17 protein-coding genes are annotated in these 17,947 nt (G+C 51.8%); 5 read left to right on the top strand and 12 right to left on the bottom strand.

The genetic code is table 11. The annotated features are described in order from the left end of the window. Nucleotides 1-62: 62 nt before the first annotated feature. Nucleotides 63-1,274, bottom strand: coding sequence for a radical SAM protein (locus tag ACOQPM_RS22250; RefSeq protein ID WP_420630590.1), 1,212 nt, complete (start codon nt 1,272-1,274; stop codon nt 63-65). A 437-nt stretch (nt 1,275-1,711) separates the two neighbouring features. On the opposite strand from ACOQPM_RS22250, the gene ACOQPM_RS22255 reads away from it, so the two are divergent. Next, complete coding sequence (locus ACOQPM_RS22255; RefSeq protein ID WP_420630591.1) at nt 1,712-2,332, top strand: hypothetical protein; 621 nt, start codon at nt 1,712-1,714, stop codon at nt 2,330-2,332. Between the two features lie 30 nt (nt 2,333-2,362). On the opposite strand, the gene ACOQPM_RS22260 is transcribed toward ACOQPM_RS22255, so the two are convergent. Together ACOQPM_RS22260 and ACOQPM_RS22265 are read right to left on the bottom strand one after the other, a co-directional pair. Beyond that, nucleotides 2,363-2,818 carry an RpiB/LacA/LacB family sugar-phosphate isomerase gene (locus ACOQPM_RS22260; protein WP_420632411.1) on the bottom strand — a complete coding sequence of 152 codons (456 nt, stop codon included), beginning with the start codon at nt 2,816-2,818 and terminating at the stop codon, nt 2,363-2,365. 85 nt (nt 2,819-2,903) lie between these two features. Next, nucleotides 2,904-3,773: an SPFH domain-containing protein gene (locus ACOQPM_RS22265; RefSeq protein ID WP_420630592.1), complete on the bottom strand. Its 870-nt coding sequence runs from the start codon at nt 3,771-3,773 to the stop codon at nt 2,904-2,906. 176 nt (nt 3,774-3,949) lie between these two features. Between ACOQPM_RS22265 and ACOQPM_RS22270 the strand changes: the two genes are divergently transcribed. Beyond that, complete coding sequence (locus ACOQPM_RS22270; protein WP_420630593.1) at nt 3,950-4,720, top strand: hypothetical protein; 771 nt, start codon at nt 3,950-3,952, stop codon at nt 4,718-4,720. 48 nt (nt 4,721-4,768) lie between these two features. On the opposite strand, the gene ACOQPM_RS22275 is transcribed toward ACOQPM_RS22270, so the two are convergent. The 7 genes from ACOQPM_RS22275 to ACOQPM_RS22305 all read right to left on the bottom strand — a co-directional run bounded on the left by ACOQPM_RS22275 (nt 4,769) and on the right by ACOQPM_RS22305 (nt 11,091). Beyond that, nucleotides 4,769-5,650: a DMT family transporter gene (locus ACOQPM_RS22275; protein ID WP_420630594.1), complete on the bottom strand. Its 882-nt coding sequence runs from the start codon at nt 5,648-5,650 to the stop codon at nt 4,769-4,771. A 129-nt stretch (nt 5,651-5,779) separates the two neighbouring features. Next, nucleotides 5,780-6,418, bottom strand: coding sequence for a hypothetical protein (locus tag ACOQPM_RS22280; protein ID WP_420630595.1), 639 nt, complete (start codon nt 6,416-6,418; stop codon nt 5,780-5,782). Nucleotides 6,419-6,514: 96 nt separating this feature from the next. Continuing rightward, nucleotides 6,515-7,183: a DUF1361 domain-containing protein gene (locus ACOQPM_RS22285; RefSeq protein ID WP_420630596.1), complete on the bottom strand. Its 669-nt coding sequence runs from the start codon at nt 7,181-7,183 to the stop codon at nt 6,515-6,517. Next, nucleotides 7,180-8,217 (bottom strand): hypothetical protein, encoded by a 1,038-nt coding sequence (locus tag ACOQPM_RS22290; protein WP_420630597.1) that lies wholly within the window; start codon nt 8,215-8,217, stop codon nt 7,180-7,182. Before ACOQPM_RS22290 ends, ACOQPM_RS22285 begins: the two co-directional genes overlap by 4 nt. 94 nt (nt 8,218-8,311) lie before the next feature. Then, nucleotides 8,312-9,850: a DUF4153 domain-containing protein gene (locus ACOQPM_RS22295; protein WP_420630598.1), complete on the bottom strand. Its 1,539-nt coding sequence runs from the start codon at nt 9,848-9,850 to the stop codon at nt 8,312-8,314. Between the two features lie 119 nt (nt 9,851-9,969). Continuing rightward, nucleotides 9,970-10,392, bottom strand: a complete 423-nt coding sequence (locus ACOQPM_RS22300; RefSeq protein ID WP_420630599.1) for a hypothetical protein — start codon at nt 10,390-10,392, stop codon at nt 9,970-9,972. A gap of 30 nt (nt 10,393-10,422) precedes the next feature. Continuing rightward, on the bottom strand, nt 10,423-11,091 hold the full coding sequence (locus ACOQPM_RS22305; protein ID WP_420630600.1) for an actin-binding WH2 domain-containing protein: 669 nt from the start codon (nt 11,089-11,091) through the stop codon (nt 10,423-10,425). Nucleotides 11,092-11,312: 221 nt separating this feature from the next. Here ACOQPM_RS22305 and ACOQPM_RS22310 point away from each other — a divergent pair, with 221 nt between their 5' ends. After that, complete coding sequence (locus ACOQPM_RS22310; RefSeq protein WP_420630601.1) at nt 11,313-12,065, top strand: response regulator; 753 nt, start codon at nt 11,313-11,315, stop codon at nt 12,063-12,065. Nucleotides 12,066-12,135: 70 nt separating this feature from the next. Continuing rightward, nucleotides 12,136-14,298 carry a sensor histidine kinase gene (locus ACOQPM_RS22315; RefSeq protein ID WP_420630602.1) on the top strand — a complete coding sequence of 721 codons (2,163 nt, stop codon included), beginning with the start codon at nt 12,136-12,138 and terminating at the stop codon, nt 14,296-14,298. Here ACOQPM_RS22315 and ACOQPM_RS22320 read toward each other — a convergent pair. Both ACOQPM_RS22320 and ACOQPM_RS22325 read right to left on the bottom strand, forming a co-directional pair. Then, nucleotides 14,261-15,169 carry an MBL fold metallo-hydrolase gene (locus ACOQPM_RS22320; protein ID WP_420630603.1) on the bottom strand — a complete coding sequence of 303 codons (909 nt, stop codon included), beginning with the start codon at nt 15,167-15,169 and terminating at the stop codon, nt 14,261-14,263. The two genes, ACOQPM_RS22315 and ACOQPM_RS22320, sit on opposite strands and share 38 nt — an antisense overlap. Nucleotides 15,170-15,239: 70 nt before the next feature. Beyond that, the gene (locus tag ACOQPM_RS22325) at nt 15,240-16,484 is read right to left on the bottom strand and encodes a hypothetical protein (RefSeq protein ID WP_420630604.1); all 1,245 of its coding nucleotides are present in this window, start codon (nt 16,482-16,484) and stop codon (nt 15,240-15,242) included. 576 nt (nt 16,485-17,060) lie between these two features. Between ACOQPM_RS22325 and ACOQPM_RS22330 the strand changes: the two genes are divergently transcribed. Further along, nucleotides 17,061-17,939: an ExeA family protein gene (locus tag ACOQPM_RS22330; RefSeq protein ID WP_420630605.1), complete on the top strand. Its 879-nt coding sequence runs from the start codon at nt 17,061-17,063 to the stop codon at nt 17,937-17,939. Nucleotides 17,940-17,947 lie beyond the last annotated feature (8 nt).

A 17,947-nucleotide genomic window follows, 5' to 3' on the forward strand; every position in this document is an offset into this window, starting at 1 on the left:
GCAATTGTACCCGCTTTTCTAGCACCAGTAATTGAGAAACAAGAAATCGCATGTCGGAATGCTTACAAATCAAGGGGAAGCTGGAAGGACGGCCGTTTTCCATCCAATAGCACATACGGAGCCAGCCGCTTGGTAGCAATGCCCAACTGCCGCAAATGCGTCAGCTCACTCAATCGCCCCTGCCGCCGCGCATTGAGGATGGCGTGACTGCTTTTGAGGCCAATGCCGGGAACGCGCAGCAGTTCATCCCGGTGGGCTTGGTTCAGCTCCACCGGATTATGCCGTAAATTAGCTTGAGCCCAGGCCAGCTTGGGATCAATGTCCAGCGGCAGATTGCCATCCTGGTCAAACGGCATCTCTTCCAAGCCAAAATCATAGTCGCGGAACAAAAAGGAGGTTTGGTAGAGGCGCACTTTGCGTAATGGGTTTTCGGCCGGTTGATTTTCCAGCGGCGTGTTGGCAATTGGGCTAAAGGGAGAAAAATAGGCCCGCTGAAGGTGCAATCGCTTCGTTAAATATTCCGTTGTAGACAAAATTTCCACGTCACTTTCCCCTACAGCTCCCACCACAAATTGGGTCACGGTAGAAGGCCAACGGCCGTTCCAGCCCAGATGTGCTGGTTCCTCCTGCCGAATTTGCTCGATGAGTTGGAACGGGCGTACCAATTCCTCAAAAAAGTGCTTCTTGGGAGCCAGCAAAGCCAGTCGCTTGTCATTGGGTGCTTCCAGGTTGACCGACAGTCGGTTTGCCAACGTCATGGCCTGTCGCAACTGTGCCTTTTCTGCCCCAGGCATCACCTTCAAATGCAAAAATCCCTTGAACTGGTGCTTTTTTCGCAGGATTTCGGCCGTTTTCAGCAGTTTGTCCTGCGTAGCCACGCTCCCTTTGATAATCCCCGAACTCAAAAACAACCCTTCCACCATGCCAGCTCGATACATCTGCATAAACGCTTTGGCTAGCTCCTCCGGTTGGAAGGTATGCCGCCGATAATTTCGCCCAGCGCGGAAGGGACAGTAGTAGCAATTCCGCTCACAGGCAGACGTGAGCAACGTTTTCAGCATCGGCTTCGTCTTACCGCCGGGCAGCACCGCCTGAGAAATGCCCAAAGCGGCTTGCTTGGCTTCTGTGTGGCGGGGCTGTACCGTCGAATATCGTGGTGTTATCACCTGCCCGCACGGTGCCACCTCTGGCTTTGGGCTTAGATTGGCCTCTTCAGCCGGTTCCAAGTGCATATTCACAGCAATATCTTGCAGCTTCACAAAGGTATCGGTCATACGGTCAATTATAGAACATTCGTTCGCAACTCACAAGCACCAACCATGTACAGGTGGGGCTTTTCAGCAGTCCAACTCTATTAAAAACAGACGCGGAAAACGCGGATAAATCATTGGCTTTCCGCGTTTTCCGCGTCCCACTAGCTAATCTGCACATACAGGATTTTATGACACTACTGCAAGCTGGTAGGAATTATCCACTGCCACAATGCCAGAATTGACGCCCCGCGTCATGGTAGGCAGTCAAAGCGTTACTTTTGGCACGGTTTTGTCACTGAACATGCGTGAAGAAAGCGTTGATTATGATGACTTTTTGATGAGCTAGACATCAAAAATGTAAATGAAGATACACAACCACCTGAACAACCGAGGTAAAGTGCAAACATAGTTTTTAGCCGGGAGTCAGGGGAGCTTTCCGGTAAAGGTAGATGAACAAGATGCGTATACAACAAGAGACGAACGGCCGTCTGCAACCGATACCACGCGGGCAGACAGGGCCTTTTAGAAATGAGTTATTGGAAGCAAAAGCAGAATTGATTACGGCCGTTTTATGTGGCAAAAGTAGCTATGTGCAGGGAGAAAATGCACCTCTCCGCTACCGGCTGCTAACTGACACGGCTTTAAGATTGTCTGATCTAGGGCAAACGGCCGCTTACTTCGACCTGATCGATCTGGATTACCAGTACGACCTGGCAAAATGGACGCACAATAATCTGCGCCTGCTGGCCATCCAGCTCAATGTGCCGCTGCCCAAAGGTGACTGGTGGGCAACACAGAGTGCTGATGACCCCGTAGCCGCCTTCGTGCAATTTTTAGCGGAAAAAGTGCTGCCGGAAGCAGAAAAGCCAATCCTGCTCTCCTTTGATGAGGCAGATCAGCTACTGAGAGCACCTTTGGCGGCCGATTTTTGGCGGCTGCTCACCCTGATTGAAGCCGCTCGACTCCAGCAACCTCTATTTGAAAATTTAGTTGTAGTCTTATGGGGAACTGTTTCTTGGGAGTTGTTGGCAGACAACGGCCGTTTTCCCACTGCTGCCTTAAAACCAATCATTTTGTAACCGCAGTGGCGCGGAAAGAATCCGCAGCTACTATTTTTTTGACCGATAGACCGCTTCCAACGTCTCAACTTGACGTAGGCAGCGGTCATCTTCTTCATTGGGCGTATAGGCCGTGCCAAACCACCCTTCTAAAATTTCTTTCGCCTGTACTTCTGAGGTGCGTCGGATAGAGAGGCAGAGCAAATTGGCGTTGTTCCACAGCCGGGCACCTTTGGCGGTTTCGGCATCGTCGCACAGAGCGGCGCGAATACCTGGAACTTTGTTAGCCGCCAAGCTCACGCCCGTCCCGGTCCAGCAAAATAAAATACCCTCGTCGGCTGTGCCATTAGCAACAGCTTCAGCCACCTCACGCGCCACTTCGGGCCAATCCCGCGCCTCATCTTCCAACGGACCAAAGAGCGTTATGCTATAGCCGTGTTCTTGCACCAGCGCCACCACACTATTAGTCAGATGGCATTTTTCATCAGAACCAATCGCAATTTTCATCATTAGTAATTTTTTATGAGTAACTCATAATTTATTCGAGTTTCTCCTCGACTAGAGAAACAAAAAGAAACCATTTCAGGACAATTTACGAAGGTATTCTTGCTGATTTACGATTCAACTTTGCGTAAGACGGCCGTCTACTTGTTTTAACTTGATTGACGGCCGTTGGAACCATCAGCGTGACCCCATTTTGCCCCAAAGTGTGAATTCGCTCAAGTTCAATTAGCCGCTGCATATCCGCTTCTGAGAATTGGCTCACCACCTGCTGCAGCCGAGCCAGGGCGCGGGCTTCATTTTCTGTTTGCACGGTACGCTCCTGGGCTGCCTCCAGCGCACTTTTTACGTGGCGCGGCATCTCAATTGCCCCAATCATCACGCGAGAAAAAGAAAAGCCTGCTTCGGAGAGGCGGCTAGCTAACTGCTGCCGCACGGCACGTTCTAGCCGCCGCGTTGCACCAGGCTCGCACACCTGGTCAATCGTCATTTCACCAATGACGTGGCGCAGGCAGTTGTTCAGATGCTTGGTGACGATACTGTTTGCCTTTTTGGGCAAGTTGCGTGCCAATTTGGGGCGCGCCGCTGCTTTAATCTGGAAGGGGTCTATGTCAAAATTGACGCTCCACGCCACGTCTAACGCAATGCCGCCGTTGGTTTGGGCTGCCTGGCAACGGCCGTTTGCCGAGCCAGACCCGGTAGGAATTGTATGCGAAAACTGCTCGGTCAGCGGGTTAAACGGATGCCGACCACTAGGCACAAAACGGGCGAACGCTTGCCGTCGCTTGTTGAACACAACGCCTACGGCCAACTCTGGCACCTGTACAAAGCCAAGCCGGTTGTGGACCCAAAAAGCGAGGATGAGGATGAGGGAAACTGCCGTTGTCCACAACAACATCCCTCCAAAAATAACCGCGCCGCTCAGGGCACCAGCCGTCAAAATTCCAAATAATTTAAACATGAGAGCTACTCCTTTAAGCCAATAGTGTATTTACAACACTTACGCGGAGCAGTATAGTGTAATACCTACACTTTGTCAATCCCCACTTGCAAAATCCATTTTCGTCCCTCTATAATCAACTTGAAACAAGTTAACAGCAGCATCACTTACAAATTTCATGTGCAAGGAGTCTCAACATGTTAAAAAATGGAACGTTTACCGAAGGATGGATGGATATGCCCCCCTACGGCAACCTTATCAACCAGCAGCCAAATAGCTGGATTTTGCGCTGGATAGAACCGGGCAATTCATTATTTGGGGCAGGGGATAAAGCGGCTGGTGTACCGGAATGTGTACACAAATTGGCCACGCAACTACCGCCCAACGAGCAGTTAGGTGCTAAAGATGCGCTTATTTTAGCTGGGGACACGACTTACAAGGTGTTTCACGCTAGCAGCCCGTTTGGCGTGGAGCTAAAACAGGTGGTCACGGGGCTTAAGCCGGGCAGCGAAGCCACCCTTGAGGTGCCAATTTTGGCCGTGCTAAACAACGATCCAGACCCGTATGGCGCAGAATCCGGTGTTTGGGTGAATGGGCAAGGGAGCTGGGTGAACGGTGGGCAGATGGGCAACCGTAAATGGCATCGTCACCAGCACACTTTCACGGTGCCAAACAATGGCACGGCCATCATCGAGATTCGGGTGAAGAGCAAATGGCCACGCCCCAAAGATTTTTTCATTGATGGCATTACTTTAACGGCCGTACCAACCGAAACCCCCGTCATCTTGCCAGACCCGATCATGATTCCTGATGAGGACAGAGAAGTTGCTGAAACAACGGCAAGCGGGGCAGGGAAAGCTGTGCAAATTACTGTTCCACAGGGAATGAAGCTGGTAACGGCCGTTTCCGACGAGCCAAACACCGTTGTACTGGTTGTGCCAAAAGGGGTTGCCGTCCAAAAAAGTTAAGAAGATTGGAGATTGGAGATATTGTTTGTCAATCTCCAATCTCCAAGTTTAGCTACGATTGATAATCATTATTCCCCCAACAATTAGCACCACGCCGACAATCATAACGGCCGTAATCTGCTCATCCAGCAGCAGGACGCCACCCAAGCCAGCAAAAATCGGTATGACATAACCAGACATGGCAGCGGCCGTTGCCCCAAACCGCTTCACGTTATAAACCGCCAATAGCAACCCGGCAAACGTTCCCGCCAGTGCCGCATAAACAAGTGCTGTGTAGCCTGTTGCCGTCACATTTTGCAGATCAAAGCCAATAATCAGCGTAGAGAGCGGCATCACCACTAGTGCCGCTACAAACATGCGAATGCTGGCCACATCGAAAGCGTTGTAACCGCCCAAATATTTGCGAATGTAAATGGCTGCTGCCCCAGCCATCGTCATGGCAATGAGCATTAAAATATACCCCAGCGGGTTGGCCTGACTCACGTCTACCAGCCCACTTTCGCCGCTGACAGCCAACAAAATGGTACCGCCAAGTGCCAACACCACCCCAAACGATTTACGCCGATTCAGCGACTCATCGGGCAAGAAAAAGTGCGCCAGCAGCACCGTAATGGCTGGATTGGTGGTGATAAGAATGGCAGCTAACCCACTGGAAAGATATTGCAAAGCAGTGACAATGGAGGTCATGGGAACGGCCGTTCCCATAATGCCCAAAACAGAAGCATGCAGCCACAACCGCCGATCTGTTGGCCATTTGTAGCGGTGGTTGATGAAGGTGTAAAAGGCGATGTGACCCAGGCTGGCCATCGTCAGGCGCAGGCCAATGTAGGTGGTTGGCTGAAATTGCCCCACGCTAAAGCGTGAAGCCACCAGAGTAGAGCCAAACAAAAAGCCCAAAAAAGAGATGTATGGCAAGGCTTGCGGTGTCATAATGCTCCCAAATGCGCCAGATTATTAGACAATCGTCTCAAACGCAAGAGGGAATTATAACGCAGAGAGCAAGTTTGCAAGTGGCAAGTCTGTGCTAGCCACTAACCACCGGCTGCCAGCCCCTTTTACCTACTCCGAAATGCAAAAATACCAGTTGGCTTGTTTTTGGGAGACGTGCCGCCAGCGGCCCATGAAATCGCCCTGCTGGGGTGGGTTGCTGTCGCTGCGGTAAAGGTAGCCAGCAAAGTTGCGCGGCGCGTTGCGCTCGGTGAAGAAGAAGATAGATGTCGTTTCGCCATCTGTTTCTACCCAGACACGGCCGTTTTCCGCCGACAAATACCGATAAGCCTCAGGCAGCAAGATGACACCGCTCTCGCCAGCCACTAGTTCGCCATTTTCTACCATTTGCACCACCATCTCGTAATGGCTCATGCGCCAGCGGAAGCGCGCCCCTTCCCACAACGAGGCAAAAGGCACAAACTGCACAATGATCAAGGTGCCAACATTGATCACCAATGGCAGGGCTGCCCACTTTACCCCGCGCTCCGCCCGAAAAGGCAGGTAAAGAATGGAAGCCAATATGAATGCCACGAGCATAAATTTCATCCCTTCGGCCAGCGGCTGCGCCCAATAGCTGCCCTGGTTTAGCCTGCCTGTGTGCAGAACGGCCGTTACCCCAATCAGCACCACACCAAACCAGGTAGAAAACAGCCCCAGCGACGGAAAATCCGGCTTGTACAGGTCATCAGAATAGAGTGAGTGGCTCATGTTAACCTCCGAATAAGAAAACTGGAGACTGGAGATTAGGGACTAGCTTTTAATCTCTAGTCTCCAATCTCTAATCCCCTCAATCCATCCACAAAATTACACCTCTTGCGCTGTATGTAGCTGCGGCGGCAGGGCAAAGATGATGAAGTAAGTGCCAATGAAGACGGCCGTTAACAACCCAGTGACAACGGCCGTTTCCCGAAACTGAGACCACACCAACAAATGTTCAGCCAAGTCACGCAGCAAAATGGTGGGGTTCAGCAGCAAATCCCAACTATTCCAGCGCAAAAAACGGCCGATGTACACACCAAAGCTGCTCAAACCCAACGTCAGCAACACAAACAGCCAGCCCGCCAACCGACTCCAGGCGCGGGTGACCAAATCGTGCAGCCAAAAAAGCGAGGCAAAGCCCACAAACAGCCCCGCCAGGGCAAAGGTGATGAGCATGATCAGGTCGTACCAAATGGGCACGAGGCCAATTTGCCCCAAATGGAGCAAATCGGTGAGTAGGTAAGGGGCGTTAGGGAAAAAGAGCAGCCACAGACCGCCCCAAACCCAACGCCCCAAACGGCTAGCACCTTTGCGACGTGCTAGCAGAGCAAAGAGCACTGGCAGCCAAGCCAAGAAAAGATTCCACTGCAAAAAGATGAACGTGTAGCTACTAGTGTAAAGATAGCGCACCAGCCACATCACAACGGCCAGGCTAGAAGTAAACAGTAGGGCTGCCAGTAGTAGAAGGGGGTGCTTGGTGGATGTTTGGGTCATTGTGTCTCCTCTGTTGTCAAAAACCAGGGAACGGCCGTTTCGTCCGTGTGCAAAAAGTAGTACAGCAAACCAGCTACCTTTGCCTGGCCAGACGGGGAGGTGTGCGTACCATCGTAAGAAAAATCCGACTGTTCCCAGACAAAACCGCTCCCCTCGTTGGCAATGCCATCTGCCCAGAGGTAGGGCCCCCAGCTTAACCAGGGCGCAGTCACCGAACCGTTGTTCGAATTAAAATTCAATCCTGCATCTCCTTCAATTTGCTCTTCGATGAGCCACTTTACGGCAAAGGCAGATTGGTAAGCGTGGGGTTCTGGATTGAGATCAATCGTGGCATAGCCGCCGTAGGTGCGGCTGGAAAGATACACAATCTTCAGATTGGGAAATCGCTCGTGCAGCAGCGTTATCGTCTCTCGCAAATCGTTCTTCAGCAGCAGCGCATCTACCGGGAAGGGGGCTTTTGCGCGGGCACGGGCGTTTTTTAGCCAAACCACCTGCACCTGGGCGTCACTCAGGCCTGCGTCTGTGAGCCGCTCGGTTAAAACTGACCAATATTCATCGTTGGGATTGGCCACAAATTGGGACGCTTTACTGTGCTGCGCCCCGTCTACCAACACGACAGCCGGATTCAATTGGGGAATCTCATCAGCTTGATCTGCAAACGCTTCAAACTCCATCGAGGTGTTGGACATGCCCACCGCCACGAAGCCAATTTTGCCATTCTGTTCATCTACACTGCCATCGCTGGCCAACGGCCGTATCTCCTTCGCAATTTCTACACCAGCCTCTTTATGGGCAGACGGCCGTTCGTTACTGCCACCCGGATACAAACCACCCTGCGCCCCATGATAGGTGTCGCTGCCCAGCTCCGTGAGCGGCGTCAGCCCCACCGTTGGCTGCCCCATCTGTACGGCCGTTAGCTGCCGACAAACAAGCCAACCCGCCACACCCAGCAGCAAGATAAGCAAGATGAGCCACCAGGACGGCCGTTTGAATGATAAATTTATCCACTTTGTTGGTTTCGATGCTAATTCCACTTCCTTCTCCTTTCTCCTTAAAGAAAAACCTCCCGCAGGTTCCACTCAAAGCCATCCCACTGGCATAAACTTGCGGAAGGTTGAATATTTATATTTATGATTCTGCTAAAAAGCCCAACGCCCCCCATGCTTGCCAGCGCGCCACGTTAAACGATGGCCACCGCCGCCAGGCATCATCTTCAGCAAGAACTTGATACCGATTCATAAGCTCAGCCTCAATAATTTCATGCCGCGTTGCATAGCAATCCAGTTCTTCATAATCGATCTGCCAGAGTCGAGAACAAATCTCCAATAACACTTCTTCAGCCTCATTACCAGTTGGCTCCAAAGCTTTAACCAGCTCCGGAACCGCATCATTTGATAATTCAGTCAGATAGAAAACGTCCAAAGCGCCCGTTTGCACGTACCGATCCAGATTCTGCCGGGCGATGAACGCATCTGGGTTAATGAGATTGAGCGTGGCCAGGAAGCCCATCACCGTCACCAATGCGCCAACGGCAAATCGGTCTGGGCGTACCCACAGCGTGAGTAAAAACCAGGCCAGCGTGATGGCTAACCATGCCATGCACACGTACACAATCAGGCGCAATTCGGTGTAGCCGAAGGCGGCTTCGTACAGCGCCATGCGCCGCCAGGCCGAGACCAGCATCACCAATACCAGGCCAATCAGCAGGCTACCCAGCCCGTTGAACAGGCGAATCTGCCGCTTGTTTGCCCGACGAGAAAGCCAATTTAGCCCCAGCACCAGCAGCATGGTCAATATAGCGACGGTGAGCAACTCAAAGAAGCCACGCCGGGCATAATCGGCAAAGGTGTAGCCTGCTTCAGTCACATTGGCCGCACCGCCAAACAGGTAGGTAAACTGGATGCTCACAAAAGCAGCAAAAAGCATGTTGACCAGTACCAGAATGGTGCTTGTCTCGATGAATCCTATGGAAAAATGGTTGGGCAGCGTCGCCAAGCCGCGCTCCACTGGGCTTTGCTCGTCATCCTCGGCGCGACGGGTGAGCGCGAGGGCTAATCCGCCCGCAAACAGCACGCTCATGAGCAAAATCAGGCTGCCGCGCCAAATCCATTCTCCTAGTCGGTCAAAAATATCTAGCGAAAACAGCTCTTCCACGTAATCGGCAAAGATGAGATCGGCCGAACTGAGCAGCAGGGTGAAAACAAACAGAACGGGCAGAGCCAACGCCAAGCCGCGCAGCAGCGGCAGCAAGCGGGTACGGCCGTTCTTACCCTTCCGTATCTCCTGCAACCCTGGCCGAATCACCGGAACTGCTAAACCCAGGCTGCGCCCAAACACGCGCAGGGGCAGCAGAGCATAGCCAACCAAATTCAGGTTTGTCACGCGCCCGGCGGCATAGAAAAAGGCCAGGTACGCCAGCAGGCACAGCACCGCCAGCACGTTGAGCGTGGTCAGGGTGCTGTTGGTTCGCAGCATGGTCATGCTGGCAAAAAAGAGCAGGGGCAGCAGCAGCCATAAGTTTTGCTTGGCGGGACGAATGACTTCACGACGGCCGTTCCACCACAAGCCAGCCAGCACCAAACTCACAAACAGCAGCAGTGAAATGCCCAGCGGCCTGTCATAAAATAACCAATCTGCCGCGATGCTGAGGAAGACGGCCGTTTGCACAGCCGGGCAGGCGCACGCAGCGGCAATGGCCGAGGTGCGATTGGTTCAATCGGTTTAGCAATGAGTTCTTCGTGTGTGGTTTCCATGTTGGCTCCAAATTAAGGGAGATTTTTGTCGCCTCAATCTCCAGTCTCTGTTTGCTTACGCCAGACGTAAAAAATTGTGACCGCCCCCAGCATGTCCACTGTCAAATCCAGAACTTCATTAAAAGCGGGGATGATATGCTTGAAGGAGGCAATTTGAAGAAATTCTTGCGTGATGCCCAGCAGCAGCATCATACCAAAATACAGCCAGAATCGTTGCCGCAAGCTGGGAAACAACCACAAAATACCGCCCCCCATCAGCGCAAAAACGGCAAAATGACCAATAATGTGCGAAATTTGTGTACCAAAGATGAAATCAGCCACGGCTCTGAAGCCTGGCCAGACCGTTGCCAGCCAGCCAAACGGAAACAGGGCGGTGGCGGTAAACAAAATGAGGATCAGGATAAGAAACGGCCGTTGCCTCCTTATCGTTTTATTATGACGATTATTTAGCTGCATATGGTAAGCTCCCGTAAAAAAATTGGCATGCTAGCGCATCAGTTGCAAGATAATTTCCCAAAGATAAGTGTAAAAATTGTCTTGCGGGATGCGGAATAGTAGAAATGTAGATTCCCGTCCCACGAACGGAGCCAAAATGTACGCCATTTGTGACCCGACAAACATATAAAGGATCATCCAAATGGGCAGCAAAAAGCCTGCATTTGAGGAATCATCACCAGAAAGTTGGCGAATGTAGTGGAAGTTTTTGTGAATATACGTTAGCCCAGCCGCCCCGCAAATGATGAAAATGGTTACGTGCATCAGCATTAAAAATTCGTAACTGGAGCCACTAAGCAGGAAAAATAGCGAGATTGGGGCAAAAGAGCCTAGCAACACAGAGTTCACTGCCACGCCCGTAAGTAATACCGTCAAAGTTTGGCTTAAAGATAAGCGCGAACCAAATAGCAACCCCAAAAAGTGGAGGGTTGATAAGCAAATAAGTAAGGTGATAAAAAAGAGAGCGGGCACTTTTAAGGCAGAAACGGCCGCTTGTAACAGTGATTGGCGCAGTCCCATAGAAAAGCCATAAATGGCACCGCCGACCAAAACAATGCCTGTCAATTGCACCAACTTCGCTTTGAGAGCCACATCATTGACAACATCGTTACACAATGCTTCACTACTCTTGATAATTGATTCGGCTGTTATTTGCATCATATCCTCCTTACAGGCTAACTACTGTTCCGACAAACAATCTTTTCTTTAACGAATACCAGATCAAGTTCGGAACAGTTAAACTGAAGCAAGCTTCCGAAATTGCTACCTGTCAAAAGAAGTTTGCTTCAGTATTTGGCTCATGTTAGCTGTTTTGTTGGGTGGCTAACGACGCTTTAATTGCAGAACAAAACGCACTCAAGTGCTTGACCTGTTTCAGCCAAATGAAGGATGTTACCGATATGCTGAAATTACTCATTGTGGAAGACAACGAAAAATTACGACCAGCACTCAAAGCTGGTCTGGAAGATTTAGGCACGGTATCAGTCATTCACGACTGCCCCACAGGTGAAGAAGCATTGGAATTTTGCCTGGAACAGACGCCAGACGTCATTTTGATGGATGTGCAGCTAGCGGGGGTGATGAATGGCATAGAAACGGCCGTTGCCATCCGGCGCGAATTTCCCAGACTCCCCGTCGTTTTTTACTCCATCCAGGACGACGATGAATATTATCGTGCCTTTCGCCGCAGCGGCATTCTTAGCCATTACGCTTACGTCCGCAAATCGAACTACCTCCTGCCGATGATGATTGTGCCGCTGTTGGAGGATGCTGTGAACGGCCGTTCCTTCATTGACCCAGATATTGAATCTCGCGTGCAGGAAGTGCGCCGCAAAGATGAAAATGCCCCAATGGACATCCTGGAACCCAACGAGCAAGCCGTGGCTCGTATGGTGGCCCAAGGCATGAGCAACAAACAGATCGCCAGCCGCATGGGCTTCCGCGACAAGCGCACCATCAGCCGCATCAACGGCCAAATTTACACCGCCTGGGGCCTCAACGACACCACCACTGACGAAAAAGTGGCTCGTACCCGCGTCGCCATCATCCTCAACGCAGGCCAGTTCATCCAGTGGAACGAAGACGGCATACCCCACATCCTCAACGAACAAGGCGACTGGATTCCCTGGGAATAGACGGAAATCGGTTATCAGTAATCGGTAAAACAGTAAACCGATTACCGACCACCGATTACGGATTACCGAAATGAGTGACATCCTCCTCCTCGACTGGGCCATCATGGCCGTAAGCCTCTTCAACACCATCCTGCTTACCTGGCTGGGGCTTACCGTTGTCTTCAACTCAGAGCGGCGGGATTGGGGGGTGTGGATTGCCACGGTCGGGCTGCTGCTGGGCGCGCTCTTCTTTGTTAGCCACACCGCCATTATTGGTCTGGGGCTTACTAGCCTCACCTGGCGCAACATGATTTTTTGGTGGACGGTCGGACTGGTTCCGGCCATCATGCTGCCCTATGCTTGGTACATCATCATGCTCTGGTACGCAGGCTACTGGAACGTCCCCCGTAATCGCCTGCATCAGCGACAAAGAATCTGGCTTACTATCATCACAGGCATGCTCTTGTTTGGGTTGGTGGCCTTGTTCGCTGGCGTTGTGCTGCTGGCTTTCCCCGCACCAGAATTAAATCCGCTGCGTGGTTTTATTCGCTACTCAATTGCTGGCATTCCGCTGCTGGCGGCGGGCTATTCTGCCTATGTGCTGCTGTGCATCGGGCTGTCGTTAGATGCGCTGCGCCAACCGGCTGCTTCTCGTCGCGTCATGGGCTTGGTGGCACGGCGGCGTGCCCAGCCGTGGCTCTCATCCGCTTCATTGGCACTGATGGTGGTAACGCTGCTGGTCACGGGTGTAGTGCTGTGGATTGTGCAAGATGCCCGCCAGCGCACCTTTTTGGAAATTTATCTGGAAGCGCAACTCACGATTGCCATTCTAGACTTGCTCATTTCCGGCATTATTGCGGTGGTCATTGTGTTGCTGGGTCGCGCGGTTGTCTCGTATGAGGTGTTTACCGGCAAAACATTGCCGCGTGGCGGACTAAAGCGGCAGTGGCGGCAGGCCGTAATGCTGGCCATTGGGTATGGCATTGCCATTGGCGGTACGATTGCCATTCAGTTACGGTCGTTATACTCCCTCCTCCTCACTGCCATGCTTATGACCTTCTTTTTTGCAATGGTAAGCTGGCGTACTTTTACCGAACGGGAGCAGTATATTTCACGATTACGGCCGTTTGTCGCCAGCAACCGCCTCGTAGAGCAGCTCATCGCCCAAACCGACCCGCAAGAAGTGGATTTTATCACCCCGTTTTACGCCCTCTGTGCTGATGTGCTGGATGCCCGCGTTGCCTACCTCGCCGCTTTAGGCCCGATGGCTCCCCTGGTTGGCCAGCCAATTCGCTACCCTGCTTCGGCACCACCGTTGCCTTCACTTGCCAATATCACCCACCGCTTCAGCGGCGCAGAGCACGAGATGATTTCTTTGGACGCCGATGAGTTTGGTGCGGCCGTTTGGGCCATTCCACTCTGGAGTGAGCGCGGACTATCTGGGGTGCTGCTGCTGGGTGAAAAAAGCGATCGGGGTCTGTACACGCAAGAAGAGATTGAGATTGCCCGCGTCATCAGCGAGCGGCTCATAGACACCCATGCCAGTGCCGAAATGTCCCGCCGCCTCATGGAAATTCAGCGGCAGCGGCTGGCGCAATCCCAAATCATTGACCAAAAAACCCGCCGCGTCTTGCACGACGACATTCTGCCAGACATTCAAGCTGCGCTCATTGCCTTGAGTAGTGCAGCTACTAACGGACAATCAGGCAACGAAAAAACAGAGCGTGCGCTCAAACTCATGACCGATGCCCACAAGCAAATCTCTGACCTGCTGCACGACATGCCTACCACCACCGCACCCGAAGTTGCGAGGCTGGGCTTCGTCACCGCTTTCCAGCGCATCGTGGAAAATGATTTTTCCACGGTATTCGATGCGGTTCATTGGCAAATTTCAACAGAGGCTCAAGAGGCAGCCAAAACGTTGCCAACGCTTACAGCCGAAGTTGTTTTTTATGCAGCGCGGGAGGTGGTGCGGAATGCAGCCAAACATGGCAGGGGCGGGCAGGTGGAACGGCCGTTAACCCTCAAAATCAATATGCAATACACTAACCAACTTGCCATTACCATCACCGACGATGGTGTGGGCTTGGGCAACAGCAATACGGCCGGGTCTGGTCAGGGGCTAGCCTTGCACAGCACCATGATGGCCGTTGTGGGTGGTGAAGTGGTGGTAGATACGGCCGCTCACCAGTTCACGCGCGTTACCCTCAACGTACCTACGACGCCTGCAGCCGCTTTTGCCAGTAGCGCATGATGCCGTCCACGCTCATGTAAAGTGGATTGGCTGTAGCATATTGGGCAATTGCCTCATCAGATAATCCGGCAGCTTTGGCACGCTTGGCAAACCAATTTTCGTAAGCAGTCACAATGTCATTGCGGTTAAGGGTTTCTTGCATTTTTTGTTGGATGAAGACGGCCGTTTCCCGTACCAATCGCTTTACAGTCAACAAATGTCCCTCAACATTATCCACACAGCCAAAATGGGTTGGGTAAATTTGCCGAAAGTTATGTGCCAACAGTTTGTCCAGCGTTGCTTCCCATGTTTCTAAATCAAACTCTGGTGGCGGTGCTGGAATATCTGGCAAATTAAAGGCTGGCAGGCGAACGGCCGCAGCATCCCCGGTAAAAGCGACATCGTCAATCACATAAACATGATGGTGTCGCGCATGACCTGGCGTTTCCAATGCGGTGATAGTCAGGCCAGCCACTTCTAAAACATCATTATCAAAAACTTCTGTGACATTTTCAGCGGGTGCAGCCAGCATTTCGCCCCAAAGCGTGTCCATTTTGTCGCCATAAATGCGCTTTGCGCTGGCCAACAATTTTTCTGGGGCAATAAGATGTCGCGTCCCAAAGCTGTGAACGTAAATTTGTGCACCTTGCTGTGCCCACCAGCCCGCCGCGCCTGCATGATCCAGGTGAATGTGCGTTACCAACACATGTTTAATCTGTTCAGGCTCAAATCCATGCTGCCGAATCTGGCTCAAGAGTGTGTTTAACGTCGAGCCAGGCCCCGTTTCAATCAAAATTGGTCCCTTAGAACCAACCACGAGGTAAGCGGCCGTTATTTCTGTTAATCCCTGAAAATGTAGGTCAAGAACGTGAATATCTGGTTTTTTAATCATTCGCCAATAATATCATTTTATCCCTAGAATGGCGGATCATTTTTTCCGCATGAACTTAAAAAAATAGTGATCACTTCAAATTGCAACTTTCCATCACCTGCCATAGTTGGTAACGTTGGTTGCCAACTATGCGCCAGTAATGATCTTGCTCTGAATTTCGTAGGTACGATTTTGCTGCTAAACGGCCGTTGTCAAAAAATCGCCGCGCCACCGATGGACATTGGCCGTTCCCCGTCATCCCTTGCATAAACAGGTCTGTCAATGTCCGATTGATCCGCTTTTGGTGTCCTTTTGGCAGTTGGGCATGCGGCCCAACGTAGCTATTTGGTAGCTGCCAGGCCACATAGCTTTTGCCCTGCGGCCCTTGTCGTCCCTTGAAATCCTTAAACTGAAACGTCGCCCAGCCTTGCTCCCAGCCACGCGCCTGCAAACTGTCTGGGCTTGCCGTTGCGCCGATGGCAAACTGCGCCTGCCGCTTTACCTTTGCCTTGCGCTCGTAGCGACGCTGGGTGCGCGGCTGCACCTCTGTTAACTGCTCGACTGTTTCGCGAGAGATTGGCTTTTTACGGTGATTAGGCCGCGTGCGGCTGCTGTGAAACGAGGCATATAGATGTGCCCGCACCATGCCAATCTTCTGCCGTAAAACAGAAACAGGCAGCGCTACAGGTCGCATTTTTAGTCGAGGAATGTCCAGGCCAATTGCTACTCTTGCCACAGATCTTAGCCAGATACGGCCGTTCCCCCGTACCCAAAAAATATCATCACCCTGAGCCAATAAGTTGCGTAGCTGCCGTGTACCGCAAAAGCGCAACGCGCCGCGCCTGCTGGTAAATAGCTGCCGCGCTCGGCGCTCGTCCACCCAGCCACAGCGTGCCACGTCCACCGCTTGCAGCAACAGCCACAGGCGACCCGTTGCCGCCTGTTCTTGCCGCAGCAGGGCAATGGCGATGTCTGGGTACAGCTTGATCTGTTTGGGCAGAGTGGGGGGATGAGAAACGGCCGTTTCCGTTGAGACGGCCGTAGCGCTAGGCTGATTGGCTTGTTGTGGTCGCTCTCGCCGAACGGTCTGCGTAACGGCCGTGCTTTCCCAGCCAAGATGGGATGGTAATTGGGAAAAGGAGAGGGTGTTTGTGAACGGCCGTTCGTTGCCTTTCTTTGCCTCAGAAATGGAGACTTGCAGCTCCCCAGATTGAGAACGAGAAGCGTGAAGCTGCGCCCGCAGTTGCAATAAACGCTGCTGCGCGGCCTGCAGTTCGCTCGAAATGGCAGAACCCAACTTGCCCACAAACGGCTCAACTTCGCGGGCAGAAGGCAACCTTAACCACGCCTGCCAACATCAGACCGTCACAATCCGATCCATTGACAGGCCGATAGCCCTATGATATGCTTCTACCCAGCATTAGTGAGCTACCTGGGGACAAAAAATCCCCCTCCCCAATTAAGGGGCACTGTCTAAAAAGGTGTTGGCGGCACCAAAACAGTTTGAAATGGTAGCTTGCTTATACAAATCAAGGCCAGGCGTTTAGACGCTTGGCCTTTTTTTATTTGTTCGTAAAGTTAAAAATCAGACGAACAACCTCACAGAAAATGCGTGTCGGCGGGAAATTCTTGCCTTGCACAAAGGCGAAGAAGCCGTTGCCCTAACCCTGAGACAACAGATTAAATGCAATAGATCAACCATCGCGTACATCTGCACAAATAGTTGCAGTTTGCCTCATTTTTGATATACATAATCTGTAATTGCGGCCAGTCTATCAGAATAAATCACCTATGTCAACTAATCTATAGCATATAGATTTAGAAATTCACCGATTTATATCCTTAATAACACAAAAAATATACCATTTATCCCCCTCTTGACAACCGAATCTGACTTGTATACCATATTGCAATGAGCGAATCGCCACCTTTTACACTTGATTTCAATCAATATTCCCCTGATTGGGATAGGCTAGGCGTTGTTGTTCCCCCATTTACCATCGAAGCAGACCCCAGATTTATGTACTTATCCACAGAAACCAGGCGCGCACTCTCGAAAGTGAGCTACATGGTAGAAGCCGGGCAGGGAGCTTCAGTTATTGTTGGTGAAATTGGCACAGGGAAAACAACACTCGCCTCCTGGTTCCACAGTCGGTACGACAGACGCCCCGACTTCACGGCCGCCAAAATTGACGAGGCACCCAAAAAGAGCGGGCTATTGCTTTTACGGCGCATAGCCGCCGAGTTTGGTCTACGCACCCGCCGCGCCACAGAAGACCAACTTAATGAATTCCGTGCCTTTTTGGTGGAAGAAAGTGAAAGGGGCGTGTTGCCGCTCATTATCGTGGATGAGGCGCATGAGCTTAGTCCAGAACAGTTCGTTGAATTGCGTCGCTTGCTCAACTTCAGAGACCCACGCGGCGGCAAAGCATATCAGCTCATTTTATTAGGCCGGCCAGAGCTAGATATTAACCTCCGTGAATCGCCAGACTTTAACGACAGAGTGGCAACCCGCTCATCCCTCGACCCGCTGACACCAGATGACACCAAATCGCTGATAGAGTATCGGCTGCTGGCTGCCGGTCGAGATTCTAAGCAAAGCGTTTTGTTTACAGATGAAGCCGTCTTGCCCATTTGGCGAGAAACACGCGGCTACCCGCGCAGCATTTGCCTCTTATGTCTTCATCTCTGCTTGGAATTTCTAACACACGACAACCTCACGCAGATCGATGCGCCGTTTGTCAATGAGTTCCTGGAGCAACATGATGATTACCGTCGAGCACCAGGGTAAACGAAGGT

The organism is Candidatus Leptofilum sp. (assembly GCF_965223525.1).
Lineage (GTDB): Bacteria > Chloroflexota > Anaerolineae > Promineifilales > Promineifilaceae > Leptofilum.